The sequence below is a fragment of the Roseovarius atlanticus genome (genome assembly GCF_019802205.1).
In the GTDB taxonomy this organism is placed as follows: Bacteria; Pseudomonadota; Alphaproteobacteria; order Rhodobacterales; family Rhodobacteraceae; genus Roseovarius; species Roseovarius atlanticus_A.
In genome coordinates this window covers 102,733-125,532 of the sequence record NZ_JAHVHQ010000002.1, presented here as the reverse complement: position 1 = coordinate 125,532, position 22,800 = coordinate 102,733, and the positions used below count along the sequence as shown (strand labels likewise).

26 protein-coding genes are annotated in these 22,800 nt (G+C 65.5%); 12 read left to right on the top strand and 14 right to left on the bottom strand.

All coding sequences use genetic code 11. From position 1 onward, the window contains the following. Window position 1: 1 nt before the first annotated feature. Both KUV49_RS00695 and KUV49_RS00690 read left to right on the top strand, forming a co-directional pair. On the top strand, window positions 2-1,186 hold the full coding sequence (locus tag KUV49_RS00695; RefSeq protein WP_222451162.1) for a mandelate racemase/muconate lactonizing enzyme family protein: 1,185 nt from the start codon (window positions 2-4) through the stop codon (window positions 1,184-1,186). A 36-nt stretch (window positions 1,187-1,222) separates the two neighbouring features. Then, window positions 1,223-3,517 carry a molybdopterin-dependent oxidoreductase gene (locus KUV49_RS00690; RefSeq protein ID WP_222451161.1) on the top strand — a complete coding sequence of 765 codons (2,295 nt, stop codon included), beginning with the start codon at window positions 1,223-1,225 and terminating at the stop codon, window positions 3,515-3,517. A 152-nt stretch (window positions 3,518-3,669) separates the two neighbouring features. Here KUV49_RS00690 and KUV49_RS00685 read toward each other — a convergent pair whose 3' ends face one another. From KUV49_RS00685 to KUV49_RS00675, 3 genes are all read right to left on the bottom strand, one after another. Beyond that, window positions 3,670-5,178, bottom strand: coding sequence for a tripartite tricarboxylate transporter permease (locus tag KUV49_RS00685; RefSeq protein WP_222451160.1), 1,509 nt, complete (start codon window positions 5,176-5,178; stop codon window positions 3,670-3,672). A 3-nt stretch (window positions 5,179-5,181) separates the two neighbouring features. Beyond that, window positions 5,182-5,643, bottom strand: a complete 462-nt coding sequence (locus tag KUV49_RS00680) for a tripartite tricarboxylate transporter TctB family protein (protein WP_222451159.1) — start codon at window positions 5,641-5,643, stop codon at window positions 5,182-5,184. 90 nt (window positions 5,644-5,733) lie between these two features. After that, on the bottom strand, window positions 5,734-6,702 hold the full coding sequence (locus tag KUV49_RS00675) for a Bug family tripartite tricarboxylate transporter substrate binding protein (protein WP_222451158.1): 969 nt from the start codon (window positions 6,700-6,702) through the stop codon (window positions 5,734-5,736). A gap of 293 nt (window positions 6,703-6,995) precedes the next feature. On the opposite strand from KUV49_RS00675, the gene KUV49_RS00670 reads away from it, so the two are divergent. From KUV49_RS00670 to KUV49_RS00655, 4 genes are read left to right on the top strand one after another with little or no spacing between them, the layout of a single operon-like run. Beyond that, window positions 6,996-7,820 carry a fumarylacetoacetate hydrolase family protein gene (locus KUV49_RS00670; RefSeq protein WP_261391484.1) on the top strand — a complete coding sequence of 275 codons (825 nt, stop codon included), beginning with the start codon at window positions 6,996-6,998 and terminating at the stop codon, window positions 7,818-7,820. 54 nt (window positions 7,821-7,874) lie between these two features. After that, entirely contained in the window at window positions 7,875-8,573 is a 699-nt protein-coding gene (locus tag KUV49_RS00665) for a GntR family transcriptional regulator (RefSeq protein ID WP_222451157.1), read from the top strand. Beyond that, window positions 8,573-9,226, top strand: coding sequence for a polysaccharide deacetylase family protein (locus KUV49_RS00660; protein WP_222451156.1), 654 nt, complete (start codon window positions 8,573-8,575; stop codon window positions 9,224-9,226). Before KUV49_RS00665 ends, KUV49_RS00660 begins: the two co-directional genes overlap by 1 nt. A 32-nt stretch (window positions 9,227-9,258) precedes the next feature. Next, window positions 9,259-10,290 (top strand): 5-methyltetrahydropteroyltriglutamate--homocysteine methyltransferase, encoded by a 1,032-nt coding sequence (locus tag KUV49_RS00655; RefSeq protein WP_222451155.1) that lies wholly within the window; start codon window positions 9,259-9,261, stop codon window positions 10,288-10,290. Window positions 10,291-10,585: 295 nt separating this feature from the next. Here KUV49_RS00655 and KUV49_RS00650 read toward each other — a convergent pair whose 3' ends face one another. After that, the gene (locus KUV49_RS00650) at window positions 10,586-11,602 is read right to left on the bottom strand and encodes a ribose-phosphate pyrophosphokinase (protein WP_222451154.1); all 1,017 of its coding nucleotides are present in this window, start codon (window positions 11,600-11,602) and stop codon (window positions 10,586-10,588) included. 173 nt (window positions 11,603-11,775) lie between these two features. Here KUV49_RS00650 and KUV49_RS00645 point away from each other — a divergent pair, with 173 nt between their 5' ends. Both KUV49_RS00645 and KUV49_RS00640 read left to right on the top strand, forming a co-directional pair. After that, on the top strand, window positions 11,776-12,582 hold the full coding sequence (locus KUV49_RS00645; RefSeq protein ID WP_222451153.1) for an alpha/beta fold hydrolase: 807 nt from the start codon (window positions 11,776-11,778) through the stop codon (window positions 12,580-12,582). Between the two features lie 97 nt (window positions 12,583-12,679). Continuing rightward, window positions 12,680-13,081: a DUF2177 family protein gene (locus KUV49_RS00640; RefSeq protein ID WP_222451152.1), complete on the top strand. Its 402-nt coding sequence runs from the start codon at window positions 12,680-12,682 to the stop codon at window positions 13,079-13,081. Between the two features lie 9 nt (window positions 13,082-13,090). On the opposite strand, the gene KUV49_RS00635 is transcribed toward KUV49_RS00640, so the two are convergent. The 3 genes from KUV49_RS00635 to KUV49_RS00625 are packed head-to-tail and all read right to left on the bottom strand — an operon-like array spanning window position 13,091 to window position 15,539. Next, entirely contained in the window at window positions 13,091-14,137 is a 1,047-nt protein-coding gene (locus KUV49_RS00635; RefSeq protein WP_222451151.1) for a threonine aldolase family protein, read from the bottom strand. Beyond that, the gene (locus KUV49_RS00630) at window positions 14,128-14,616 is read right to left on the bottom strand and encodes a YcgN family cysteine cluster protein (RefSeq protein ID WP_222451150.1); all 489 of its coding nucleotides are present in this window, start codon (window positions 14,614-14,616) and stop codon (window positions 14,128-14,130) included. Before KUV49_RS00630 ends, KUV49_RS00635 begins: the two co-directional genes overlap by 10 nt. Further along, window positions 14,613-15,539, bottom strand: coding sequence for a bifunctional riboflavin kinase/FAD synthetase (locus tag KUV49_RS00625; RefSeq protein ID WP_222451149.1), 927 nt, complete (start codon window positions 15,537-15,539; stop codon window positions 14,613-14,615). The genes KUV49_RS00630 and KUV49_RS00625 overlap by 4 nt, the downstream gene beginning before the upstream one ends. A gap of 123 nt (window positions 15,540-15,662) precedes the next feature. On the opposite strand from KUV49_RS00625, the gene KUV49_RS00620 reads away from it, so the two are divergent. Beyond that, complete coding sequence (locus tag KUV49_RS00620; RefSeq protein WP_222451148.1) at window positions 15,663-16,289, top strand: glutathione S-transferase family protein; 627 nt, start codon at window positions 15,663-15,665, stop codon at window positions 16,287-16,289. An 18-nt stretch (window positions 16,290-16,307) separates the two neighbouring features. On the opposite strand, the gene KUV49_RS00615 is transcribed toward KUV49_RS00620, so the two are convergent. The 5 genes from KUV49_RS00615 to KUV49_RS00595 form a co-directional block, all read right to left on the bottom strand. Next, window positions 16,308-16,490: a hypothetical protein gene (locus KUV49_RS00615; protein ID WP_152491236.1), complete on the bottom strand. Its 183-nt coding sequence runs from the start codon at window positions 16,488-16,490 to the stop codon at window positions 16,308-16,310. A gap of 105 nt (window positions 16,491-16,595) precedes the next feature. Continuing rightward, window positions 16,596-17,039 (bottom strand): MaoC family dehydratase, encoded by a 444-nt coding sequence (locus KUV49_RS00610; protein WP_057791949.1) that lies wholly within the window; start codon window positions 17,037-17,039, stop codon window positions 16,596-16,598. 114 nt (window positions 17,040-17,153) lie between these two features. Further along, complete coding sequence (locus KUV49_RS00605) at window positions 17,154-18,029, bottom strand: TIGR01459 family HAD-type hydrolase (protein ID WP_222451147.1); 876 nt, start codon at window positions 18,027-18,029, stop codon at window positions 17,154-17,156. 111 nt (window positions 18,030-18,140) lie between these two features. Further along, window positions 18,141-18,368, bottom strand: coding sequence for a DUF1150 family protein (locus tag KUV49_RS00600; protein ID WP_222451146.1), 228 nt, complete (start codon window positions 18,366-18,368; stop codon window positions 18,141-18,143). 5 nt (window positions 18,369-18,373) lie between these two features. Next, window positions 18,374-18,787 carry an Hsp20 family protein gene (locus KUV49_RS00595; protein WP_222451145.1) on the bottom strand — a complete coding sequence of 138 codons (414 nt, stop codon included), beginning with the start codon at window positions 18,785-18,787 and terminating at the stop codon, window positions 18,374-18,376. A gap of 168 nt (window positions 18,788-18,955) precedes the next feature. Between KUV49_RS00595 and KUV49_RS00590 the strand changes: the two genes are divergently transcribed. The 3 genes from KUV49_RS00590 to KUV49_RS00580 are packed head-to-tail and all read left to right on the top strand — an operon-like array spanning window position 18,956 to window position 20,781. Beyond that, the gene (locus KUV49_RS00590; protein WP_222451144.1) at window positions 18,956-19,180 is read left to right on the top strand and encodes a YdcH family protein; all 225 of its coding nucleotides are present in this window, start codon (window positions 18,956-18,958) and stop codon (window positions 19,178-19,180) included. Window positions 19,181-19,226: 46 nt separating this feature from the next. Further along, window positions 19,227-19,715 (top strand): 5-(carboxyamino)imidazole ribonucleotide mutase, encoded by a 489-nt coding sequence (gene purE, locus KUV49_RS00585; RefSeq protein ID WP_222451143.1) that lies wholly within the window; start codon window positions 19,227-19,229, stop codon window positions 19,713-19,715. After that, window positions 19,708-20,781 carry a 5-(carboxyamino)imidazole ribonucleotide synthase gene (locus tag KUV49_RS00580; protein WP_222451142.1) on the top strand — a complete coding sequence of 358 codons (1,074 nt, stop codon included), beginning with the start codon at window positions 19,708-19,710 and terminating at the stop codon, window positions 20,779-20,781. The genes purE and KUV49_RS00580 overlap by 8 nt, the downstream gene beginning before the upstream one ends. 110 nt (window positions 20,782-20,891) lie before the next feature. Here the strand turns inward: KUV49_RS00580 and KUV49_RS00575 are convergent, their stop codons facing one another. Together KUV49_RS00575 and KUV49_RS00570 are read right to left on the bottom strand one after the other, a co-directional pair. Beyond that, window positions 20,892-22,037, bottom strand: a complete 1,146-nt coding sequence (locus KUV49_RS00575) for an alpha-D-ribose 1-methylphosphonate 5-triphosphate diphosphatase (protein ID WP_222451141.1) — start codon at window positions 22,035-22,037, stop codon at window positions 20,892-20,894. Continuing rightward, window positions 22,034-22,756: an alpha/beta fold hydrolase gene (locus tag KUV49_RS00570; RefSeq protein ID WP_222451140.1), complete on the bottom strand. Its 723-nt coding sequence runs from the start codon at window positions 22,754-22,756 to the stop codon at window positions 22,034-22,036. The genes KUV49_RS00575 and KUV49_RS00570 overlap by 4 nt, the downstream gene beginning before the upstream one ends. Window positions 22,757-22,800 lie beyond the last annotated feature (44 nt).

The following is a 22,800-nucleotide window of genomic DNA, read 5'->3' as shown; positions in this document are numbered from 1 at the left end:
TATGAAAATCACCAAGGTTGAAATCTTCGATGTCGAGATGCGCACGGCGATCCCGCTGCCCTGGCACCCGGTTCTGGTGCGCGTGCATACCGACGAGGGCATCACCGGCGTCGGAGAGGTGGGGCTGGCCTATGGCATCGGCCATGCCGCAGGTGCGCACGCCGCCAGGGAAATCGGCCAGCGGTTCTTCATCGGCGCCGACCCGTTCCGTCGCGAGGCGCTGTGGGAGGATGTCTATCGCGGCAGTTTCTGGGGCCAATCGGCCAACAGCCACGTGCTGGCGGGCCTGAGCGGGCTGGACACGGCGCTGTGGGACATCCAGGGCAAGGCGCTGGGGCTTCCGTGCTACCAGCTTCTGGGGGGCAAGACCCACGACCGGCTCAAGACCTATGCCAGCCAGCTGCAACTGGGGTGGGGCGACACCTATCTTCAGCTCGGCGCGCCCGAGGATTACGGCAACTCGGCGGCGGCTGCGCGCGACCAGGGCTTTACCTGCGTCAAGGTCGATCCGATCAACATGGACGCGGAGGGCAACCGGCTCGACCGGCACACCACCTATTTCAGCCACGCCGAGATCGAGCTGTTCCGGAAACGGATGGCAGCGGTGCGGGACGCGCTGGGGCCGGAGGGCGAGATCATTCTGGAGGTGCACAGCCTGACCAGCGGCCCGGCGGCGGTTCAGCTGGCCGATGCCCTGCACGAGTACGGCATCTATTATTTCGAGGAGCCGGTCAGCTATACCAATTCGAAGATGCAGTCCTATGTCGCCGGGCGCACCCGGATTCCGCTGGCGGCCGGCGAGCGGATCTTTTCGCGCTGGGGTTTGCGGCCTTATCTGGAAGAGCAGAGCTTTGAGGTGCTGCAGCCCGATATCGGCCTGGTCGGCGGTCTGACCGAAGCCAAGAAGATGTGCGACTACGCGCATATCTACGACGTGACGGTGCAGACCCATGTCTGCGGCAGCCCGGTGGCCACCGCCGCCTCGCTGCACCTGGAGGCGGCGATCCCGAACTTCCTGGTTCATGAGCACCACAGCCATGCGATGAAATCCTATAACGTGGAGCTTTGCGACGTCGATCTGCAACCGAAGGACGGTTTTTTCGAGGTGCCCGACCGGCCCGGCCTGGGCATCGAGTTGAACGACGCGGCGCTGAGCGCGTCGCCGAAGCTGGAAGTGACCGCCTGACCTGTCCGCAAGGCCACCGAGAGAAAGACCGCGACCATGCGCTACACATCGACCCATTGGGGCATTTACCAGCTGGGGGTCGACGCCGGGGATGCGGCGGACGGGGTGCCCCATGCCCGGCCGCTGGCGGAGGATGACGACCCGTCCGAAATCGGGCTTGGCCTGGGCGAGCCGGACCTTGAGGCGCTGCGAATTCGCCATCCGGCAGTGCGCGAGGGATGGCTTGAGCATGGTCCCGGCGGCACCGCCCCCGGCCAGCGCGGCAGCGAGCGCATGGTCGAGGTGGACTGGGACACGGCGCTTGACCTTGCGGCGCGCGACATCGACCGCGTGCGCCGCGACCATGGCAATCGCGCGATCTTTGCCGGGTCCTACGGCTGGTCCAGCGCCGGACGGTTCCACCACGGTCAAAGCCAGGTGCATCGCTTCATGAACTGCCTTGGCGGTTATGTGCGCCATGTGAACACCTACAGTCTTGGCGCCGCTCATGCGCTGATGCCCTACATCATCGGCCCGATGAAGGACCTGATGGCCGATCACACCACGTGGGAGGTGATGGCCGGGCATACGGATCTTTTCGTCAGCTTCGGTGGCGTGCCGCGCAAGAACACCCAGGTGTCGCCGGGGGGCGTGCGTCAGCACTTTACCCGCGGCGGGTTGTCGGACATGCGGGCCCGAGGTACGAAATTCGTGAATTTCAGCCCGGTGCGCGACAACCTGGAGGTGCCGGAGGCGGAATGGATCCAGATCCGCCCCAATACGGATACCGCCGTGATGTTGGCGCTGGCCCATGTGCTGGTGACGGAAAACCGCCACGACCGCGCGTTCCTGGACCGCCATTGCACCGGGTTCGCGCAGGTCGAGGCCTACCTGACCGGGCAGGCGGGCACGCCCCCTTGCACCCCGGACTGGGCCGAGGCGATTTCCGGCGTGCCTGCCGCGCGCATCACCAGCCTGGCGCGCGAGATGGCCGGCAGCCGCACGATGATCAACATGGCCTGGTCGCTGCAACGGGCCAGCCATGGCGAGCAGCCCTGCTGGATGCTGGTCACGCTGGCCGCGATCCTGGGCCAGATCGGCCTGCCCGGTGGCGGTTTCGGCTTTGGGTACGGCACCACCAATGCGTTGGGCAGCCCGTTTCCAAGGACCGTCGGTCCGACGTTGGACCAAGGCCGCAACCCGGTGGAGGATTTCATCCCGGTCGCACGGATCGCCGACATGCTGCTGGCCCCGGGTGGGACCTTCGCCTATGGCGGCGAAACCCACCGCTATCCGAATATCCGGCTGGTCCATTGGGTCGGGGGCAACCCGTTTCATCACCACCAGGACCTGAACCGGCTGGAACGGGGCTGGGCGCGTCCCGAGACGATCATCGTCAACGAACAATACTGGACCCCGACCGCGCGCCGCGCGGATATCGTGTTCCCCGCCAGCACGGCGCTGGAGCGCAACGACATCGGCTTTGCCACCCGCGAGGGCCATTACGTGGCGATGCGGCAGGCGGTGCCGCCGATTGCCGGGGCCCGCAGCGATTACGAGATCTTCTGCGGCCTGGCCGCGCGGTTGGGGATCACCGAAGCCTTTACCGAGGGCCGCGACGAGGTGGCCTGGCTGAGACATATGTACGAGGAGGCCCGCGGCGCGATGGCGCAGACCGAGAGGCCGCTGCCCGACTTCGACCGTTTCTGGGAGCAGGGCCTGGTGCAAATTCCGCGCGAGCCAAAACCGACGGTGATGTTGCAGGCGTTCCGCGCCGACCCCGAAGGTCACGCGCTGCCGACACCCTCGGGCCGGATCGAGCTGTTCTGCGAGAAGATCGCGGGCTTTGCGTTGCCCGATTGCAAGGGCCATGCCTGTTGGCTGGCGCCTGCGGAATGGCTGGGCGCGGCGGCGGAGGACGAGCTGCACCTGCTGTCGGATCAGCCCGCCCGCAGGCTGCATTCGCAGCTTGATGCCAGCGCCCACAGCCGCGCCGGCAAGGTGGATGGCCGCGAGCCGGTCATGATCAACGCCGCCGACGCAGCGGCGCGCGGCATTGCCGATGGTGACGTGGTCATGTTGAGCAACACCCGCGGCGCGGTCTATGCGGCGGCGCAGGTGTCGCGCGATATCATGCCGGGGGTGGTGAAGCTGTCGACCGGGGCCTGGTACGACCCGGACGGCGACGGGCGCGACCGCCACGGCAACCCGAACGCGGTGACCCTCGACCGGGGCACCTCGTCGCTGACCCAGGGGAGTTCGGCGCAGACCTGCCTGGTTCGGCTGAGCGGCCCGGTCAACGCGGCGCCGGCAGTGCGGGCGCATGAGGTGCCCGCACTTCGACGGCTTTGACGGGACCGGCCAGGTGGCATGAACATCATCGTGCCTGAAGAGAGCATCGAGGCAGCCTCGCGGTCTTTGCCTCGCTCAGCCTTGGCAGGTGCCATAGTGCACTGACAGGTCGCCCGTGGCATCCGGTTCACGACAGTGGTCCGGCGCGTGTCCTAGCTCGGTCTTCCACGCAGAATTCGGACCACGGGTTTTCTCAGGGGCAAAAGGACCAGCAGCAGGGCCAGCCCCAGCATCGCGGCGCTTGCAGGACGTTCCAGGAACACGGACGGGTCGCCGCGCGCGATGACCAGTGACCGGCGCAAGTTCTCTTCCATCATCGGGCCCAGAATGAACCCCAGCAGCACCGGCGCGGGGTGGAACCCCCGCCGCATCAAAAGGTAGCCCAGCACGCCGAAGATCAGTGTCACGAACACGTCGAAAACGTTGTTGGCCACGCTGTAGGAGCCGAGACAGATGAAAAAGATCACAACCGGGTGCAGGATCCGTCCCGGCACGGTAATGATCCTTACCAGCAATCCGATCAGCGGCAGGTTGAGGAACAGCAGGATCAGGTTGCCCAGCCAGAAACTGACCAGAAGCCCCCAGAACATCGCCGGTTCGTTCGAGATGAATTGCGGCCCGGGCACCACCCCGTGCATGATCATCGCGCCCAGAAGGATCGCCATGACCACGTCGCCCGGAATACCCAGGCTGAGGGTCGGGATGAACGCAGCCTGCACCGCGGCGTTGTTGGCCGCCTCGGGGGCCGCCACGCCCTCGGGGGCGCCCTTTCCGAACCGGGCGGGATCGCGCGCGACCTTCTTCTCGGTGGCATAGGCCATGAACGCCGCAACGGTCGGACCCGCGCCGGGCAGTGCCCCGATCATCGAGCCTACGGCCGTGCCGCGCAGGGTGGGCAGCCACAGCAGCGACAGGTCCTTGCGGCTTGGCAGCATCGATGCCAGCGACAAGTCGGCCACCATGCTTTTCGGTGCGTCCTGCGACGGGCCCGCCATCTTGCGCACGATCTCCGCCACCCCGAACATGCCCATTGCGACGGATATCAAACTGATCCCGTCCGTAAGCTCCAGGAACCCGAACGTGTAGCGCATCGCGCCGGAATTTATGTCCATCCCCACGATTCCGAGGATCAGGCCGAAGACCACCATGATGAGCGATTTCAGCGGCGAGCCGCCCCCGATCGTGCAGGCCGCCACCAGCCCCAGTACCATGACGGCGAAATATTCCGTGGAATTGAATCGCAGCGCGATTTCGGCAATCGCAGGCGCAAAGGCCATGACCACCAGGATCGAAATCGAGCTTCCGCAGAACGAAGCCACCGCATTGATGAACAGCGCGAAACCCGCGCGGCCCGACTGCGCCAGGGGGTACCCGTCCAGCGCGGTCACCGCCGTCGAAGCCGTGCCCGGCAGATTCAGCAGAATGGACGATATCGAGCCGCCATACTGCGCCCCATAGAATATGCCCGCCAGCATGATCAGGGCCACGGTCGGGTCCAGCCCGAAGGTCAGCGGCAACGCGACCGAGATCGTGACCATCGGCCCAATGCCCGGAAGCGCCCCCACGAACGTGCCGATGCAACAGCCCAGAAAACAGTAGAACAGCGCCTCTGCGGTGAAGGCCGTCTCGAAGCCCAGCGCGATATTGGACAGCAGTTCCATGGCCTAGAACACCGGCCAGATGTCGGAAGAAATCGGCTCCAGCGGCAAACGCAGCACCGCGACGAACAGAAAATATCCCACGGCCCACAGCCCGGCGATGATCCCCGCAACGGTCAGGGGCGTTATGTGATCCGGCTCGGCGGCGACGACCAGCAGGACCATGGCCATCGTGGCCGGGAACAGCCCGATCGGCTCAAGGAGAACGGCAAACGCCGCCAGCGCCAGTGACACGCAGAAAAGACCGCGCAGGTTTCGCGTGTCTTCTCCTTTGTCCTCCTGTCGCTCGAAGAACAGGCCGATCCCCAGCAGGACCATCAGCCCGCCGAGTCCCAGCGGGAAGAATCCCGGTCCGATCCGGCGCATCGAGCCGATGGACAGCTCGATGCCGCCATAGATGACGAAAAGACCGAAGCCGATGATCACGAGGCAGAAGGCATCGTGCGCCACATTCCGGTTGCGTAGCATTCCGCGGGACTCCATGTGCCGGACAAGGTGACAAGACCGGGAGCCCGTGCGGATCGCACGCAGCGCCCGGCCCCTGCCGTTGCAATTGCGTCAGTCGGCCTGCGCGTTGGCCGCGTTGGCGATATCGCCCCACTTCTTCACTTCCGAGGAAATGAAGCCGTCGAGGTCACCAAGGGCCATCTCGCCTTTGGAAATACCGCTCTTGGTGTAGTAGTCCGTCACTGCATCCGACGCGATGGCCGTCGTGACCGCGTTGTTCAGCGCCTCGGTCACGTCGGCGGGCATGTCGGCAGGACCGTGCATCAGCCACCAGGCAATCAGGTCGAAGCCCTCGAATGTGTCATTGATGGGCGGCACCTCGGGCGCAACTTCGGACCCGGCGGCACCGCTGACGCCCAGCGCCCGCAGCTTGCCGGCGTCCACGTTCTGCTTGGCCGAAACCGGGTGGTTGAACATGAAATCCACCTCACCGGAGATCACCGCCGCCAGGCCGACCGCGCCGGAGCCAAAGGGCACGTGGATCATGTTGGTATCGCTCAGCGTTTTCAGAAGCTCGCCCGCCAGGTGCGTCGATGTGCCATTGCCGGTGGAGGCAAAGGTGACGCCCTCATCCGACCTGGCCGCCTCGACCAGATCCTCCAGAGTCTCGAACTCCGTTTCGGCGCCCACGACCAACAGCGTCGGCGTGTAGCCCACGAAGGCGATCGGGGTCACGTCGTTTTCGGGATCATAGGGCAGTTCGGGAAAGATCGACTTGTTGATGGCAAGGGTTCCGACGGTGCCCATGGAAATCGTGTAGCCGTCCGCGTTGGCGCTGACCACATCCTGGGTGCCGACGCTGCCACCCGCACCGGCCCGGTTTTCCACCACCACGGTCTGGCCCAGTTCCTCTGACATGCCCTCGGCGATCAGCCGGCTGACCGTATCGGTCGACGTGCCGGCGGCGAAAGGCACGATCATGGTGATCGGCTTGTCGGGAAACGACTGTGCAAGCGCGCCCCCCGCCAAGCCCAGGGTTGCGGTCAGCGAGACCGCCAGAATACTGCGAATTGACGTCATGATATTTCCTCCCTCACGCAGCTTGGAACCTGCGCTCTTCCAGCAGCGCAAAATGCGTGCGCCTGAATTGACCCGCAGGAACACGGCATGGCCCCTGCTGCTGCGGTCGATCATCATGACCGCTGTACACTCTGTCAATAAAAATCGATATTTTTGAAATTATCTTGAGAATATATTTTTTATCGATAATAGTCGGCCCAACGCTCGATACGAGCATTTGGACGAACACACGCAAGCGAGGTACGATGCGATACGTCAGGTATGAAGCAGATGGTCAGGCACGACTGGGTGCCATGGTCGATTCGGACATCGTTGATATCGAGGCCGCCTGGCCCGAGGCGCCCAGGACCATGCGCGACTTGATCGGCGCTGATCCCGCCGTGCACGCCACTTTGGCCGACCGCCTGGTCCAGTCCGGCGCGGCGCGCACACCCATTGCGGACTGCAAACTGCTGACACCTCTGCCCGACCCGGGCAAAATTGTCTGCCTGGGCCTCAACTACGCCGATCACGCCAAGGAAGGCGGGCACGCCGTGCCCGAGTACCCCGCGCTTTTCCTTCGCGCGACCAGTTCCATGATCGGCCCGGAGGATCCGATGATCTTGCCGGAATGCTCCGAGCAGCTGGACTATGAGGCGGAGCTTACCATCGTCATCGGCCGCCGGTGCCGCCATGTCGCAGCCGCCGACGCGGCCTCGGTGATCTTTGGCTACACCGCGTTCAATGACGGCAGCGTCCGCCATTACCAGCGCCTGACAGCGCAATGGACCGCGGGCAAGAATTTCGACGGGACCGGGGCGCTTGGCCCCTGCATCGTCACCGCCGACGACCTGCCGGACGAGGCCAGCGGGCTCAAGATCCAGACACGCCTCAACGGCAATGTGATGCAGGACTCCAATACAGACCAGATGATCTTTGGCGCCTTCCGCACGGTCGAGATCCTGTCCGAAATCATGACTCTCGAACCCGGTGACCTGATCGCGATGGGCACGCCCGCCGGGGTTGGTCATGCGCGCAGGCCTCAGGTATGGATGCGCGACGGCGATACCGTCGAGGTCGAGATCGAGGGCATCGGCACGATCCGCAATCCTGTTGTCGCCGAAAAGGCCACCGCATAGCGCGGCAGGAGAGCGGGCGCAGGTCGCCAACCGGACGTAAAGGATAACACCGACATGCCCATGGCCCGCAATTCTTCGGAACCGGATGGCGCGTTCCGCTCGCGCACCAGTGAAACCCACATGCGCATTCGCGACGACGTGATCAGCGGCAAGCTGAAGCCGGGAACCAAGCTCAAGATAGAGCATCTCTCGCGCGAGATCGGGGTCGGGGCCACGCCTGTGCGCGAAGCGCTCAGCTCGCTCGTGTCCGACGGCCTCGTCGTGCGGGAAGACCAGCGCGGCTTTCGCGTGGCGGGCATAAGCGGCCAGGAATTCGACGAGCTTCTGTACGTCCGCTCCTGCGTCGAGGAACGGGCCCTGCGCCTGTCGATCGAACGCGGCGGTCCCGACTGGGAAGAAGGCATCGTGCTGGCCCAGTACCGGCTGCGCGCCATCGCGCCATCGGACCGATACGACCCCGATTGGGAGCGCTGCCACCGCAACTTTCACCTGGCGCTGAACGCGGGCTCGGGCTCGGAAACGCTTTTGCGGCTCTGCAGCCAGTTCTTCGATGAGAACAGTCGCTACCGCCACCTGTCGCGCTGCGGCGGCGGACGCGCGCCGCGTGACCTGTCGGATGAACATGACGGCATCGCCGAGGCGGCGCTGGCGCGCGACCCCGACCTCGCGGTCGAGCGCCTTATGACCCACTACAACCGCACAGGCAAATTGCTTCGGCAGGCGCTCAAGGATATCGAGGAAGGCTCGCAGTGATGCCAAGGCGATTGACCCTGACGTTCGACAACGGCCCCTGGCCTGGCGCGACCGACAAGCTGCTGGATTTTCTGGCCGCGCGCGACCTCAAGGCGACCTTCTTTGTCGTCGGCCGCCAGCTCGAGGACCCCGTGGCGCGGGGTCTCGTCGAAAGGGCCCATGCCGAGGGCCACTGGATCGGCAACCATACCATGACCCACGGCACACCGCTGGGCCGCGAGGACGGCCCTGCCCGGTACGCCGAAGAGATCGGCGCCGCGCAGGATGCGATCGGGGCCCTGGCCCATCCGCGCAAGTTCTTCCGCCCCAATGGCGGCGGCGCCATGGGCCAGCACCTGCTTTGCCCAGAGGCTGTGGATTACCTGAAACGCAACGATTTTACCGTCGTCACCTGGACCTCCGCCCCCGGCGACTGGAAGCCGCCACATACCCACTGGACCGAAGGCGCGTTCGAGGCGCTCGAACGGGACGACTGGACCGTGCTCGTGCTGCACGACCGCTTTATCGCCCCGCAGCTCGATGTGCTTGCGCGTTTCTGCGACCGGGTCGAAGCGTTGGGGATCGAAGTCGTCCAGGATTTTCCCGCTCGCTGCCTGCCCATCGAAAACGGCCAGGCGCACGACATCGCCGAGGAAATCAGCGCGATCGCGTGACGCCTCAACCGCTCAAAAATAGGATTTATCCCATGTATGACAGCCTATTCCCCACCAGCCTCGTGGGCAGCTACCCGCAACCGGACTGGCTGATCGACCGCGAGAAACTGCGTTCCAAGGGGCCGCCGCGTGTCCGCGACACGTCGCTGTGGAAGATGGCCGAGGCCGATCTGGCCGAGGCGCAGGACGCCGCCACGCGGCTGGCCATTCTGGACCAGGAAGAGATCGGGCTCGATATCGTCACCGACGGCGAGGTGCGTCGCGAAAGCTACTCCAACCACCTCGCCACGTCGCTCGACGGGCTCGATCTGGAAAACCCCGGCACCAAGACCGGGCGCAGCGGGCGGCCCATGGTGGTGCCGCGCGTGGTCGGACCCATCCAGCGCCGCGCGCCGGTCATGGAGCGCGAAGCGGTCTTCCTTCGCAAGCACAGCAAGCGGCTTACCAAGATGACCCTGCCAGGTCCTTTCACCATGACGATGCAGGCCCTCAATGAGCATTACGAGGATGACGCCGCGCTGGCGATGGCCTATGCCGACATGTTGCGCGAGGAGATCGCCGACATCTTCGCCGCCGGCGTCGACATCGTGCAGCTGGATGAACCCTACATGCAGGCCGAACCGGAAGCGGCCCGCGCCTTCGCCATCCCGGCCATCAATCGTGCGCTCCAGGGCGCGGCCGGACGTACGGTGATCCACATGTGCTTTGGCTATGCCTACATCATGGACCAGGCCAAGCCCCAGGGCTATTCCTTCCTGCGTGAACTGGAAGAGTGCACTGCCGACGAGCTGTCGATCGAGGTCGCGCAGCCGGGCCTTGACCTGTCGTTGATCGAGGGCATGAAAAAGGGCTTCCTGATCGGCGCCCTGGACCTTGGACGCGAGACAGCGGAAACCCCTGAAGAGGTCCGCGACAGGCTGATCGCCGCCGCCGAGCGCATCCCGGCCGCCAATATCGTGGCGGCACCCGATTGCGGGATGAAATACCTTCCGGTCGATCTGACCAGGGCGAAGCTGTCGGCATTGGTGGAAGGCGCGGCCATGGGGCGTTCGCTTCACACCTGATCGCGGTGTCGATGCGGACACGGAAGGTCAGCTGCAGACGCCCCCGTGCCGGACCTCCTCTCTTGTCATACCGCCCCGAACTGTCCCATTGGCGCTGACGTCAGACATGACACGACAAGGATGCCCTTCCGGCGGGGGATATTTTCCGCCAGAGGAAGAGGCGCGGACAGGCTTTTTCCTCTGGCTCCAAGCATCCCGGGTCGGCATTGTCGCGCCATTGGTCCGAGAGACAATGGCGACGGGCTGGCCCCAATCAAAAAACAGAGCGTGGCGCAGCCACTCGATTTGATTGCGGTCAGGTGCCGAACTGGCCTTCGTAGATGGGCTCCAGCGTCGGTGTCTCGAAGAGCGACGACACGGACGTGCCGTTCCAGATGTTCAGGATCGCCTGGGCGAAGACCGGCGCGGTGGGGATGATGCGGATGTTGGGGGTGTTCTTGACCGCCTCGGTGGGCTGGATCGTGTCGGTGATGACCATGGATTTCAGCACCGAGCCGGTGATCCGCTCGACCGCCGGGCCGGACATGACGCCGTGGGTGGTGTAGGCGTGCACCTCGCGCGCGCCGTTGTCCATCAGGTGCTGGGCGGCCTTGCACATGGTGCCGGCGGTGTCGCACATGTCGTCGACGATCACGCAGATCTTGTCGGTGACTTCGCCGATCACGGTCATCTCGGCCACTTCGCCGGCTTTCTCGCGGCGCTTGTCGACGATGCTGAGGGGCGCGTTGATCCGCTTGGCCAGTTCGCGGGCGCGGGCCACGCCGCCGACGTCGGGCGAGACGATCATCACGTCGTCGAGGTGATCGCGGAACTGGGTCATCACGTCGAGCGCGAAGACCGGCGAGGCATAGAGGTTGTCGACCGGAATGTCGAAGAAGCCCTGGATCTGGGCGGCGTGCAGGTCCATGGTCAGGACCCGCTCGATGCCCGCCTCGACGATCATGTTGGCGACCAGCTTGGCCGAAATGGGCGTGCGGGCCTTGGTGCGGCGGTCCTGCCGCGCGTAGCCGAAATAGGGGATCACCGCGGTGATGCGCTTGGCCGAGGAGCGGCGCAGCGCGTCGGCCATGATCAGCAATTCCATCAGGTTGTCGTTGGCCGGATTAGACGTCGGCTGGATGATGAACATGTCCTCGCCGCGGACGTTCTCGAACACCTCGACGAAGATCTCGCCGTCGTTGAAACGTTCGACGCGGGCATCGACGAGCCCGACATTGACGCCGCGATGCATGGACATGCGGCGCGCGACCGCCTTGGCCAGCGGCATGTTGGAATTGCCCGATATTAGCTTCGGCTCGTGTGTGACTGACATGTGAAGGGTCCCCGGGTGGTCGATCTTGACAGATTCGTGACGTTGACACCGATTAGCATGGGTGGCACGTCTGGCAAAGACATGCATTGGGCGCGGGTGCCGAATGCCGCGAAAGGCCCGACAAATGAGACGCACCCTGCCGCATTTCCCCGCAGAGCCCCATGTGACACGGGATGCCTGAGGCGTTGAAAGCCGGGTTTCCGACCTATTGGACAACCTTCGGGCAGGGGCCGCAGCCGGCGCTGGCCATTCACTGTTCGCTGGCGCATTCGGGCAGCTGGGGCGGGCTGGCGCGGCACCTGTCGTGGGCGCTGACGCTGACCGCCTTCGACATGCCGGGGCACGGGCGCAGCGGCGGCTGGGACGGGCGCGGTGAGATCCAGGAGGTGACGGCGGAGATTGCCGCCGATCTGCTGGACGGACCGGCGCATGTGATCGGGCATTCCTTTGGCGCGACGGTGGCGTTGCGGCTGGCGGTGATGCGGCCCGAGCTGGTTCGGTCGCTGATCCTGATCGAGCCGGTGTTCTTTGCCGTGGCGCTGGCGGATTGTCCGGAGATGCGGGACGGATTCGCGGCGCAGATGGCCGGGTTTACCGAGGGCATGGCGGCGGGCGACGGGCATGCGGCGGCGCGGGCGTTCCTGTCGGTCTGGGGCAATGGCGCGGAGTGGGAGAGCCTGGGTGCGACCGAGCGCGACCGGCTGGCGGCGCAGATGCCGCTGATCGAGGCGGGGCACGAGGCGCTCTATGAAGACGTGGGCGGGTTGCTGGCGCCGGGCGTGCTGGCAGGTGTGACGCGGCCCGCGCTGTTGATCGAGGGCAGCGACTCTCCGGACATCATCAGCGCCATCAACGAAGGGTTGGCGGCGCGGTTGCCGAAGGCGGAGCGGGCCGTCATCGCCGGGGCGGGGCACATGGTGCCGTTGACCCATGCGCGGCAGGTGGGGGCGGAAATCCTGCGGTTCCTGCGCAATGTATAAGACTTGTGCGTGGCCTTTTGGGTCTTCGCGCTAGCTGTTGGCGGGCGGCAGGAACCGGCGCGGTCCGGCCCGCGTTCACCCGGGCAGGAGGCCAACCATGACCATCGCCATTCTCTACGTCGTGACCTTCGCGGTCTTCCTGGGGCTGGATTACCTGGGCCTGAGTTACCTGGTCAAACCCACCTTCGAGAAGGACATCAAGGGGCTGTTGCTGGACAGCCCGCGCATGGGACCGGCGGTGGTGTTCTACGCCTTCTATATCTTCTGCGTGCTGTGGTTCGTCAGCTGGCCCGCAATGCAGCAGGGGCACAGCCTGTTGTGGGTGTTCGGCACGGCCGCGCTGATCGGGGCGATGGGCTATGGCACCTACGAGTTCACCAACCTTGCGACGCTGAAGGACTGGACGTGGCGGATGGTGGCCACGGACTTTACCTGGGGCACGCTGCTGACCGGCACGTCCGCGACCATCGGTGTCGCGGTGGCGCGGTGGTGGGCCTGAGCGCCCGCGTCAGCCTTTGGCGAGCGCCAGGAAGTCGTCGATCTGGTCGTCTGTGAGAGACCAGTCGCAGACGCAGCGCATCAGGAGCGGTTCGTTGGGGTCGCCCGTCTCCAGCGGACCTTCGTAGAGGCCATAGACCGCGCCGCCCGCGTGCAGGCGCTGGTGCGTGGCGCGGGGCAGGCGGGCGAAGATCATGTTGGCCAGCGGTTCGGCGATGAAGGTGCAGCCGGGCAGGGCGCGCAGGCCCGCGACAAGGCGGGCGGCCTTGGCGTTGGCGCGCTGGGCCGATGTGAGCCAGACATCGTCTTCGAGATAGCCCATCATTTGCGCGGCGAGGAAGCGGCCCTTGGATACGAGGTGCCCGCCACGCTTGCGGCGGCGTTCCAGTTCCCATGCCTTTTCCGGGTCGAACATGACGACGGCCTCGACATTGAGGCAGCCGTTCTTGGAGGCGCCGAAGGAGACCGCGTCGATCCCGGCCTCGTGGCTCATCTGCGCGGGTGTTGCGCCGAGGGCGGCGCAGGCATTGGCGAAGCGGGCGCCGTCGAGATGCACCGAAAGGCCGTGGGCGTGGGCCACGTCGGAGAGGCCGCGCAGTTCGTCCAGTGTGTAGAGCTGGCCCAGTTCGGTGACCTGCGTGAGCGCGACGGTGCCCGGCTCGGACGTGTGGACGTCGCGCAGGGGCAGGGCGGCGATGGCGGCGGCGAGGTCATCGGCCGTCATCTTGTCCTCGTGCCCCGTGAGGGTGAGGCGCGCGCCGCCGGTGTAGAACTCGGGCGCGTGGCATTCGTCGACCAGGATATGCGCGCGGGGCGTGCAGAAGATGGTCTGCCATGGCTGGGTGAGCGTGGCGAGAGCAAGGACATTGGCCGCGGTGCCGGTTGTGACGAACTCTACCGCGGCGTCGGGGGCGGCAAAGACCGCGCGCAGCTTGTCGCGAGCCGCGTCGGTGAGCGTGTCGGTGCCGTAGGGGGCGGCGTGGCCGTCATTCGCCTTTGCTAGCGCCTCCATCACCTGGGGCAGGGCGGGGCCGGTGTTGTCGGAGCCTAGTCGCATCCCAATGGTTCCTCTATCAGGTGTTCTTCCCACTCGTCCTCGGGAATCTCGAACTCGGGCAGGGTGGCGTTTTGCACCGAGACGCCGGCGGCGTGCACGCTGTCGGGTGTGCCGGAGATCAATGGGTGCCAGTCGAAAAGCGGCTGGCCGGTCCAGAGGAGCTTGTAGGCGCAGGTTTCCGGCAGCCAGTAGAGGCTTTTCTCGATGGTCTTGGGCGACAGCGAGATGCATTCGGGCACGAACTGGTGGCGGATGTCGTAATTGGCGCAGCGGCAGGTGCTGTCGTCGAACAGGCGGCAGGCGATGCGGGTCAGGGCGACCTCGCCGGTGTCCTCGTCCTCGAGCTTGTTGAGGCAGCACTTGCCGCAGCCGTCGCAGAGCGCCTCCCATTCCTTTTGGGTCATGCGGTTCAGCGGCACGGTTTCCCAGTAGCGCGGGCGCAGGCCGGAGCGGTCGATGGGGTCGGACGCGTCGGTCATACGGCGGCCAGCACCGCGCGGGCGCGGTCGCAGTCGGCGTCCATCTGGGCGATGAAGGCCTCGAGGCTGTCGAAGGTTTCCTCGGGGCGGAGATATTCGACCAGCGCGACCGAGAGATCGGCACCGTAGAGGTCGCCGGAGAAATCGAAGAGAAAGGTCTCGATATTGGGGACCTCGCCCTGGAACATCGGGCGTACGCCGAGGGACGCCGCGCCGTGGTAGTGGCCCCGGTGCGGGCCGTCGAGCACGTCGACCAGCACGGCGTAGACGCCGAATCGGGGCGGGTGCAGCCCTTCGATGGACATGTTGGCGGTGGGATAGCCCAGGTCGCGGCCGCGCTGTTCGCCGCCGATCACAGGCCCGTCGATGCGGTGCCAGTGGCCCAGCATGGCAGCAGCGTCACGCGGGCGGCCGTCGGAGAGGGCGTCGCGGATGGCGGTGGAGGAGACCTGGCCGTCGTCGCCTTCCAGCAGCGTGGCGATGGTGACGTCGAAGCCCATGTCCTGCCCGAAGCGCTGAAGATCGGCGGAATTGCCGGCGCGGCCCTTGCCGAAGCAGAAATCGGCGCCGACGACCACGTGGGTCAGGCCAAGCCCGTCGGAGATGACGTTGCGGGCGAACTCCTCGGGCGTGAGGCTGGCGAGGGAGGCGTTGAAGTTGAGCTCGTAGAGCCGTTCGACGCCCAGCTTGGCGAGGCGGTTGGCGCGGGCCTCGTGGCCCATCAGGCGGAAGGGGGGCGCGTCGGGGGCGAAATACTCGCGCGGGTGCGGCTCGAACGTGAGCACGCCCAGGGGGCCGCCGCCCTTGCGGGCAAGATCGATGACCGACTGGTGGCCCAGGTGCACACCGTCGAAGTTGCCGATGGCGACGGAGGCGCCCCGGTCCTGAGGATCAATGAAGGTGTAATCGCGGATGATGCGCATGGCGCAGGGGTAGCCGGATGCGGGGGGGTGATCAAGAGGCGGCGCCGCGGATTGCCCGCGGCAAGCAACGGAAGGCGTCCTGATGCGTTGATGCAGCAGCAACTGAATGAATGGAGACGAGAAATGGCCGACAAACCCGTGCTCTACGGTTTCAACGGATCGACCTATGTGCGGACCTCGCGGATGGTGCTGATGGATAACGAGGTCGATTACGATCAGGTGCATGTGAACGTGCTGGAGGGCGAGCCCAAGCAGCCCGAGCACCTGAAGCGGCACCCGTTCGGCAAGGTGCCGGTGATGGATATCGACGACATGCGCCTGCGCGAGTGTGACGCGATCTGCCGCTATATCGACGAGACGGGCAAGGGGCCGAGCCTTCAGCCGGACGACGCCAAGACGCGCGCGAAGATGAACGAGGCGATCAGCGTTTTCACCAGCTATGGTTATGACGCGCTGATGGGGGCGGCGGGCTATCACCTGTTCCCCGAACTGATCGGCGGCAGGAATGACGACGCCCTGTCGAAAAGCCTTGCGGATTCACAGACGCTGAATGCGCTGCTGATGGACTGGGCCGATCCGTTCATCTGCGGCAAGGAGCCGACGCTGGCGGATTACATGCTGGCGCCGCTGATCTATTACGTGTCGCTGACGCCGGAGGCCGACAACATCATCACCGGCAAGCTGGCGCGGTGGTGGACGCCGATGCAGGAGATCGAGAGCTTCAAGGCGACCGAGCCCGATATGGGCTGATCGCCCTCGGCGCGCGCCTCAGGTCTGGCTGGGGCCGCGCCGTTGCGAGACGGCCTGGCGGATCGCGGCCCAGTTCTCGGCCTCGGACTTGCGTCCGGCATCTTGCGACTCGCGCATCTTGCGGGCGGCTTCGGCCTCGGCCTTGGGGCCGTGGGCGCTGAGCAGGGCGCGGGCGTATTCGGCTGTCTGGATTGCATCCATCGGTTGGGTCCTCCCTATGGTTGTGCGGTACCTCAACGCATCATACACGATTCGTGTTCCGGATGTGTGACGCGGCCGTGCAGGTGCAGGCCGGGTGCGGGCGGATCAGTCGAACTTGCCCGTCGGCGCCAGCACGGTCGCTTCGCCCACCAGAACCTTCTTGCCATCGACGAGACAGCGGGTTTCCAGCGTGACGCGGCGCTTGGCATAGTCGATGGCGATGACCTCGACCTCGGCCTCGACCATGTCGCCGGGGCGCACGGGGGCGAGGAATTTCAGAGTCTGGCCCATGTAGACGGTGCCATGCCCGGGAAGCTGTTCGCCGATCACCGCAGAGATCAGGCCGGCGGTGAGCATCCCGTGGGCGATGCGGCCCTCGAAGATGGTGTCGCGGGCGTAATCGTCGTCCATGTGCACCGGGTTATGGTCGGTCGAGACCTCGGCGAACATGCGGATATCCTCGTCGGTCACCACCTTGCGCAGCGACCGGGTCATTCCCATTTCGATCTCTTCGATCGTGATCGTTCCGCGCGGCATGTTGTCCAACATCAGACCCTCCATTTCCACCTGCGCCCGCATCCGGTGCGCAATAAATAACACCATACGATAGGTGCGGATGCAACTTTATTACTTTGCAGGCGCAGAAAATCAAGGGTTATTTTGTCAGCGCAACTTGCCGATGGCAAAGGTCGGAGACGACATTTCCTTTTGCAGGTAAGCGGTTAGCGCGTCCGGGTCGGGCTGGTGCGACGTTTTGGTCTCGTCGGCGGCCAGCCCGCCGGTGATGAAGAGAGAATCGATGTCCTCGCCAGTGGCGCCCTGGATGTCGGTGGCGATTCCGTCGCCGATGGCGAGGATGCCGTCGCTGGAGATATCCTTGCCCAGGGCCGCCAGGCGGCGGCGGGCGAGGTCGTAGATGGGCGGGTGCGGCTTGCCGAAATAGAGGCTTTCGCCGCCCATCTCGGTGTAGAGCCGGGCCAGCGCACCCGCGCACCACTCGCGCACATCGCCGCGGTCGACGATGATGTCGGGGTTGGCGCAAAGGAGTTTCAGGCCCTTCTGCTTGGCATAGAGAAAATCGGCGCGATTCGTGTCGGGATCGGCCATCGGGTCGTTGGGGCCGCAGCAGACGATGCCCTCGGCCTCCTTGAGGTCCACGCGCTCGATCTCGACGGGATCGTCGATGACCTCCAGCGGCTCGAAGAAGCCCGCATCGCGCGCCCATTCGCCCATGAACCACACCTTGCGGCCCACCATGCCGCGGTACATCGCGGCGCGGGCGCTGTCGCCGGAGGTGGCGATGGCGTCGTAGCAGGCGGCAGGGACGCCGAAGCTGTCGAGTTGGGATTCTACGCCGGCGCGGGGCTTGGGCGAGTTGGTGACCAGCACCACGGTGCCGCCATCGGCGCGGTAGGTCATCAGCGCCTCGACCGCATCGGGGTAGGCGGTGACGCCGTTGTGCACGCATCCCCACAGGTCGACGAAGAGCGCGTCGTAGTTGCCGGAAATCTCGGAGAGGGAATTGATGATCTGGGTCACTGCGATACGGGCCTTTCGCGTCGGGTGCGTCGAAAGCGGTATGCCAGTGGCGGGGCTGTTTGACCAGCGGGGTTTCGGCCCAGTGACGCGGGCCGAAACCGAGGTCGGATGTCAGTGCACGGTGACCGGATCGAGGTCGTTCTGGCGGGCCAGCACGAAGGCCATCTTGCGGTCGGCGACCAGCGCCAGGCGCTCGCCTTCCTCGTTGTGCACCGCGTAGAGCGTTTCCAGCTCGCCCACCTGTTCGCGCACGTCCTCGGGCAGGTCGTCGGCGTTGACCTGGCGGACATAGACGATGGGACGCTCGGTCTCGTGATCGAAATCGTACTGCGTGTCCATACTGTTTACCCCTTGTTTATCTTGATGGTCTGAACCACCGTTTCCGGTGCGGCGCGCGTGAGGTCCACGTGCAACAGCCCGTTTTCCATGATCGCCTCGCCCACTTCGACGCCATCGGCCAGCACGAAGCTGCGCTGGAACTGGCGGGCGGCGATGCCGCGATGCAGGAACACCCGACCATCCGAGTCGTCGCGCTGGCGTCCGCGGATCACCAGTTGCCGGTCTTCCAGCGTGATCGAAAGGTCTCCGTCGCCGAATCCGGCCACGGCCAGCGTGATCCTGTAGGAATTCTCGGAAGTCTGTTCGATGTTGAAAGGCGGGTAGCCTTCGTTCCCCGACTTGGCGCTGCGTTCCAGCAGGCGTTCCAGCTGCTCGAAGCCGAGCATGTAGGGGTGCGATCCCATAGAAAGCTTTGTCATGGGCGTGTCCTTATCCAGTCAAGCGACAGTCCGTATGTAAAGGCCCCGTTCGCGGCGACCTCCTGGGATGAATATGGGGCCGTGGGGCGGGGCCTGCAAGGGCTATGCCGGCAAGAGGTTTGGCGCTATTGTCGGGATACGCGGTGGTTTCGGGAGACTCTGGCCCAAATGAACAAGTTCAACGAGCTGTCGATGAAGTCCGACGAGGTGCTGCGCGTGGAACTGCAAGAGTTCCGCCGCCAGCACCGCGATCTGGACGAGGCGATCCGCGCGCTGGAGGAAAAGGGCACCAGCGATCCGCTGACCGTGAAACGCTTCAAGCAGCAGAAATTGCGGCTGAAGGACCGGATCCAGTGGATCGAGGACCGGCTGTTGCCGGATATCATTGCGTAGGTACCGCTGATCGGTATAGTGCGCGCTCCGCAAAGGGGAGCGTGACATGGGCAATCCGCAGATCGGCATCATCATGGGCAGCCAGTCGGACTGGGCCACGATGAAGGAGGCCGCGGTGATTCTGGACGAGTTGGGCGTGGAGTACGAGACGCGCATCGTCTCGGCGCACCGCACGCCGGACCGGCTGTGGGACTATGGCAAAAGCGCCGTCGACCGGGGGCTGAAGGCGATCATCGCCGGGGCCGGGGGGGCTGCACACCTGCCGGGGATGATGGCCAGCAAGACACGGGTGCCGGTGATCGGCGTGCCGGTGCAGACCAGGGCGCTCAGCGGTGTGGACAGCCTGTATTCCATCGTGCAGATGCCAAAGGGGTTTCCGGTGGCGACCATGGCGATCGGCGCGGCGGGGGCGGCCAATGCGGGCCTGATGGCGGCGGCGATCCTGGCCAATGGCGATGCGGATCTGGCGGAGCGACTGGATGAGTGGCGCGCGGCCTTGTCGGCCTCGATCCCCGAGGAGCCCAGCGATGACTGAGCCTTTGCCGCAGGGGGCGGTGATCGGGATCCTGGGGGGCGGTCAACTGGGCCGGATGCTGTCCGTCGCGGCGAGCCGTCTGGGGTTCAAGACCTGCATCTACGAGCCGGCAGGCGATTGCCCGGCGAGCCATGTGTCGAATTTCCATTTCCAGAAGTCCTATGAGGACGAAGACGCGCTGCGGCAGTTCGCCGGGGCCGTGGACGTGGTGACCTACGAGTTCGAGAATATCCCGACCTCGGCCCTGGACGTGCTGGAGGAGGCCCGCCCGATCCGCCCGGGGCGCGAGGCGCTGCGGGTGAGCCAGGACCGGCTGACCGAGAAGGAGTTCCTGACCGGGCTGGGGCTGAGCACCGCGCCCTATGCCGACATCACCGATCTGGCGAGCCTTCAGGCGGCGCTGGAAGAGATGGGCACGCCCGCGATCCTGAAGACGCGGCGCTTTGGCTATGACGGCAAGGGGCAGGTGCGGATCAACGATCTGTCCGAGGCCGAGGCCGCGCTGGCCGAGATGCAGGGCGCGCCGTCGATCCTGGAAGGATTCGTGGATTTCAGCCACGAGGTGTCGGTGATCGGGGCGCGGGGCGTCGATGGGCAGGTGGCCTGTTTCGATCCGGGCGAGAACGTGCACCGCGACGGGATCCTGCACACCACCACGGTGCCCGCGACGCTGAGCACGTCGCAGCGGACGGATGCGGTGCTGCTGGCCGGGCGGATATTGAACGCGCTGGACTATGTGGGCGTCATGGGGGTGGAGTTGTTCGTGACGCGTGAGGGCCTGATCGTGAACGAGATCGCGCCGCGGGTGCATAATTCGGGCCACTGGACGCAGCAGGGTTGCGCCGTGGACCAGTTCGAGCAGCATATCCGGGCGGTGGCGGGCTGGCCGCTGGGCGACGGGTCGCGCTATGCGGACGTGGTGATGGAGAACCTCATTGGCGACGACATGGACCGGGTGCCGGGAATTGCCGGGGAGGCCGGGGCGAGCCTGCATCTCTACGGCAAGGCGGAGGCCAAGCCGGGGCGCAAGATGGGGCATGTGAACCGGGTTGGGCGGTCGGATTAAAGCGTTTCGCCAAAAACCTGACTCACAGCTTTTGACGAAGCGCAGTGCAAGGCTCGGTCGATGCGCGCGCCCCGCCTTTATCCGATGTGTCAGGTTAAAGGCGGGAGGCTTTAACCGAAGAAACGCGCGACGACCTCGCCCTTCATGTAGGTGACCTGACCGCCCGAGAGCGTGGCGCAGATGTCGCGGGTCTTCGCGTCGACGATCACGAGGTCGGCGCGTTGACCGGGCGTGAGCGTGCCACGGTCGGTGAGGCCGAGAAGCCGGGCGGGACCTGACGAGACCAGCCCCCACGCGGCGGCGAAATCCATCAGCCCGCCATCGGCCAGAAGGAAGGCGGCGCGGCGCATCGACGGGTAGTGATAGTCCGAGGCGAGCGCATCGCAGAGGCCCATGGCGATGAGGTCGAGCGCGCTGGCATTGCCCTTGTGCGAGCCGCCGCGCACCACGTTGGGGGCGCCAAGAACGATGGGCGCGCCGGTGGCGCGGGCGGCCTCTGCCGCCTCGGCGGTTTCGGGAAACTCGGCGATGTGGACGCCGCGCGCGGTCCATTCGGCGCGCTGGTCGGCGGTGGCGTCGTCGTGACTGCCGAGGAGCACGGGCAGGTCCGAGAGCCGGGCGCAGAGCGCGTCGAGGGCGGCCGGCACGTCGGCCATGCCGGCGTGGAGCGCGTGGATGTCTTCGAGATGCCTGTCGGGGTTCTTGCCGATCCTGAGCGACTTACCCACGTGGCCCGGTGGTGTCTTGCCCTTGGCCAGCAGGGCATGCGGCAGGTGGTCGTTGAACACCAGGTAGGGGATGACGTAGCGGGTGATCCAGTCCTCTATCGTGGCGTAATCGTCGAGCATCGAGATCTCGAACCGCAGTTGCACGCGCAGGTCGGTGCCGACGCGAGAGCGTATATCGTCGAGGCTTTCAAGTACGCGCCGCGCGAAGTCCGGTCCGCGCATTCCGCCTTCCCAGCTGTAGAACTGCGCCATCGTGGCGGTGGTGATGCCGTTGGCGGCAAGCTCGGCCTCGGCGACGATCAGGCCCTGGTCGAGGTCCTTCATCGCGCCGCGCCGGGGGGCGAGGTGTTTTTCGAACGCGTCGCCATGGGCGTCGACGAGGCCCGGCAGGATGAGGTAGCCCGAGAGGTCTACCTCGCGGGCCGGGGCGGTATCGGTGACGCGGCCGTCCGCGACGGCGAGCGGCGTCTCCTCAAGGCCCGAGGGTGTCAGCACTTCGGCCCCGGTCAGGCGCAGGGCGAGGCTCATTCCGTGAGGCCCATGAACATGTCGGTGATGTTCATGTCGTGGTCGAATTTGCCGGTCCGCAGGAAGGCCAGCACCTGGGCGATGACGTAAGGGTTGTTCATCATGAAGGTGTGGCTGACCGGCAGTTCGATATGGTCGGCCATGCCCTCGACCTTGGTGGACTCGACCGACACCTTGCCGTCATCCGCCCCTTCGATCAGGACCGAGAAATAGGGGTTGAGGGAGCGCGTTCCGGCGATGATCCCAAGCTCGAAATCGACCGGGGGCAAGGTGTTGGTGATGCTGTCCGTGCCGGTGTCGAGCTGCATGCCGGCGGGGCCGTTCAACCACTCGAACAGCTCCAGCCCGCCCAGTTCGTCCACCAGTTCCGAGCCGTGATTGGGCGGTCCCAGCATGACGACGCGGCCCATGTCGGCGGGGCGGTTGTCGCGCAGCCAGTGGCGCAGGAGGATGCCGCCCATGGAGTGGGTGACGAAATGGATCCTGTCCTCTCCGCAGACGCGCACGGCGTTGGGCAGGGTTTCCTCGGCCAGTTCGGCGATGTCGAGTTGGGTCGAGGGATAATCGGTGCGGAAGGTGGTATAGCCTTCGTTTTTCAGCACTTCCTCCATCACGATGAAGGAGGTCTCGGTTCGCGCGAGGCCATGCAGCAGCACCACGCAGTCGGCCAGGGCCGGGGCGGGGAGCAGGAGGGCAAGGGCGGTCAGCGCGGCTTTCATGACGACTGAGATAGGCGTTCCGGTGGCGCAGATACAGCCCCGGC

Coding starts and splice junctions, on each gene's coding strand:
- KUV49_RS00695 (WP_222451162.1), top strand. CDS start 2: ATGAAAATCACCAAGGTTGAAATCTTCGATGTCGAGATGCGCACGGCG.
- KUV49_RS00690 (WP_222451161.1), top strand. CDS start 1,223: ATGCGCTACACATCGACCCATTGGGGCATTTACCAGCTGGGGGTCGAC.
- KUV49_RS00685 (WP_222451160.1), bottom strand. CDS start 5,178: ATGGAACTGCTGTCCAATATCGCGCTGGGCTTCGAGACGGCCTTCACC.
- KUV49_RS00680 (WP_222451159.1), bottom strand. CDS start 5,643: ATGCTACGCAACCGGAATGTGGCGCACGATGCCTTCTGCCTCGTGATC.
- KUV49_RS00675 (WP_222451158.1), bottom strand. CDS start 6,702: ATGACGTCAATTCGCAGTATTCTGGCGGTCTCGCTGACCGCAACCCTG.
- KUV49_RS00670 (WP_261391484.1), top strand. CDS start 6,996: ATGGTCGATTCGGACATCGTTGATATCGAGGCCGCCTGGCCCGAGGCG.
- KUV49_RS00665 (WP_222451157.1), top strand. CDS start 7,875: ATGCCCATGGCCCGCAATTCTTCGGAACCGGATGGCGCGTTCCGCTCG.
- KUV49_RS00660 (WP_222451156.1), top strand. CDS start 8,573: ATGCCAAGGCGATTGACCCTGACGTTCGACAACGGCCCCTGGCCTGGC.
- KUV49_RS00655 (WP_222451155.1), top strand. CDS start 9,259: ATGTATGACAGCCTATTCCCCACCAGCCTCGTGGGCAGCTACCCGCAA.
- KUV49_RS00650 (WP_222451154.1), bottom strand. CDS start 11,602: ATGTCAGTCACACACGAGCCGAAGCTAATATCGGGCAATTCCAACATG.
- KUV49_RS00645 (WP_222451153.1), top strand. CDS start 11,776: ATGCCTGAGGCGTTGAAAGCCGGGTTTCCGACCTATTGGACAACCTTC.
- KUV49_RS00640 (WP_222451152.1), top strand. CDS start 12,680: ATGACCATCGCCATTCTCTACGTCGTGACCTTCGCGGTCTTCCTGGGG.
- KUV49_RS00635 (WP_222451151.1), bottom strand. CDS start 14,137: ATGCGACTAGGCTCCGACAACACCGGCCCCGCCCTGCCCCAGGTGATG.
- KUV49_RS00630 (WP_222451150.1), bottom strand. CDS start 14,616: ATGACCGACGCGTCCGACCCCATCGACCGCTCCGGCCTGCGCCCGCGC.
- KUV49_RS00625 (WP_222451149.1), bottom strand. CDS start 15,539: ATGCGCATCATCCGCGATTACACCTTCATTGATCCTCAGGACCGGGGC.
- KUV49_RS00620 (WP_222451148.1), top strand. CDS start 15,663: ATGGCCGACAAACCCGTGCTCTACGGTTTCAACGGATCGACCTATGTG.
- KUV49_RS00615 (WP_152491236.1), bottom strand. CDS start 16,490: ATGGATGCAATCCAGACAGCCGAATACGCCCGCGCCCTGCTCAGCGCC.
- KUV49_RS00610 (WP_057791949.1), bottom strand. CDS start 17,039: ATGTTGGACAACATGCCGCGCGGAACGATCACGATCGAAGAGATCGAA.
- KUV49_RS00600 (WP_222451146.1), bottom strand. CDS start 18,368: ATGGACACGCAGTACGATTTCGATCACGAGACCGAGCGTCCCATCGTC.
- KUV49_RS00595 (WP_222451145.1), bottom strand. CDS start 18,787: ATGACAAAGCTTTCTATGGGATCGCACCCCTACATGCTCGGCTTCGAG.
- KUV49_RS00590 (WP_222451144.1), top strand. CDS start 18,956: ATGAACAAGTTCAACGAGCTGTCGATGAAGTCCGACGAGGTGCTGCGC.
- purE (WP_222451143.1), top strand. CDS start 19,227: ATGGGCAATCCGCAGATCGGCATCATCATGGGCAGCCAGTCGGACTGG.
- KUV49_RS00580 (WP_222451142.1), top strand. CDS start 19,708: ATGACTGAGCCTTTGCCGCAGGGGGCGGTGATCGGGATCCTGGGGGGC.
- KUV49_RS00575 (WP_222451141.1), bottom strand. CDS start 22,037: ATGAGCCTCGCCCTGCGCCTGACCGGGGCCGAAGTGCTGACACCCTCG.
- KUV49_RS00570 (WP_222451140.1), bottom strand. CDS start 22,756: ATGAAAGCCGCGCTGACCGCCCTTGCCCTCCTGCTCCCCGCCCCGGCC.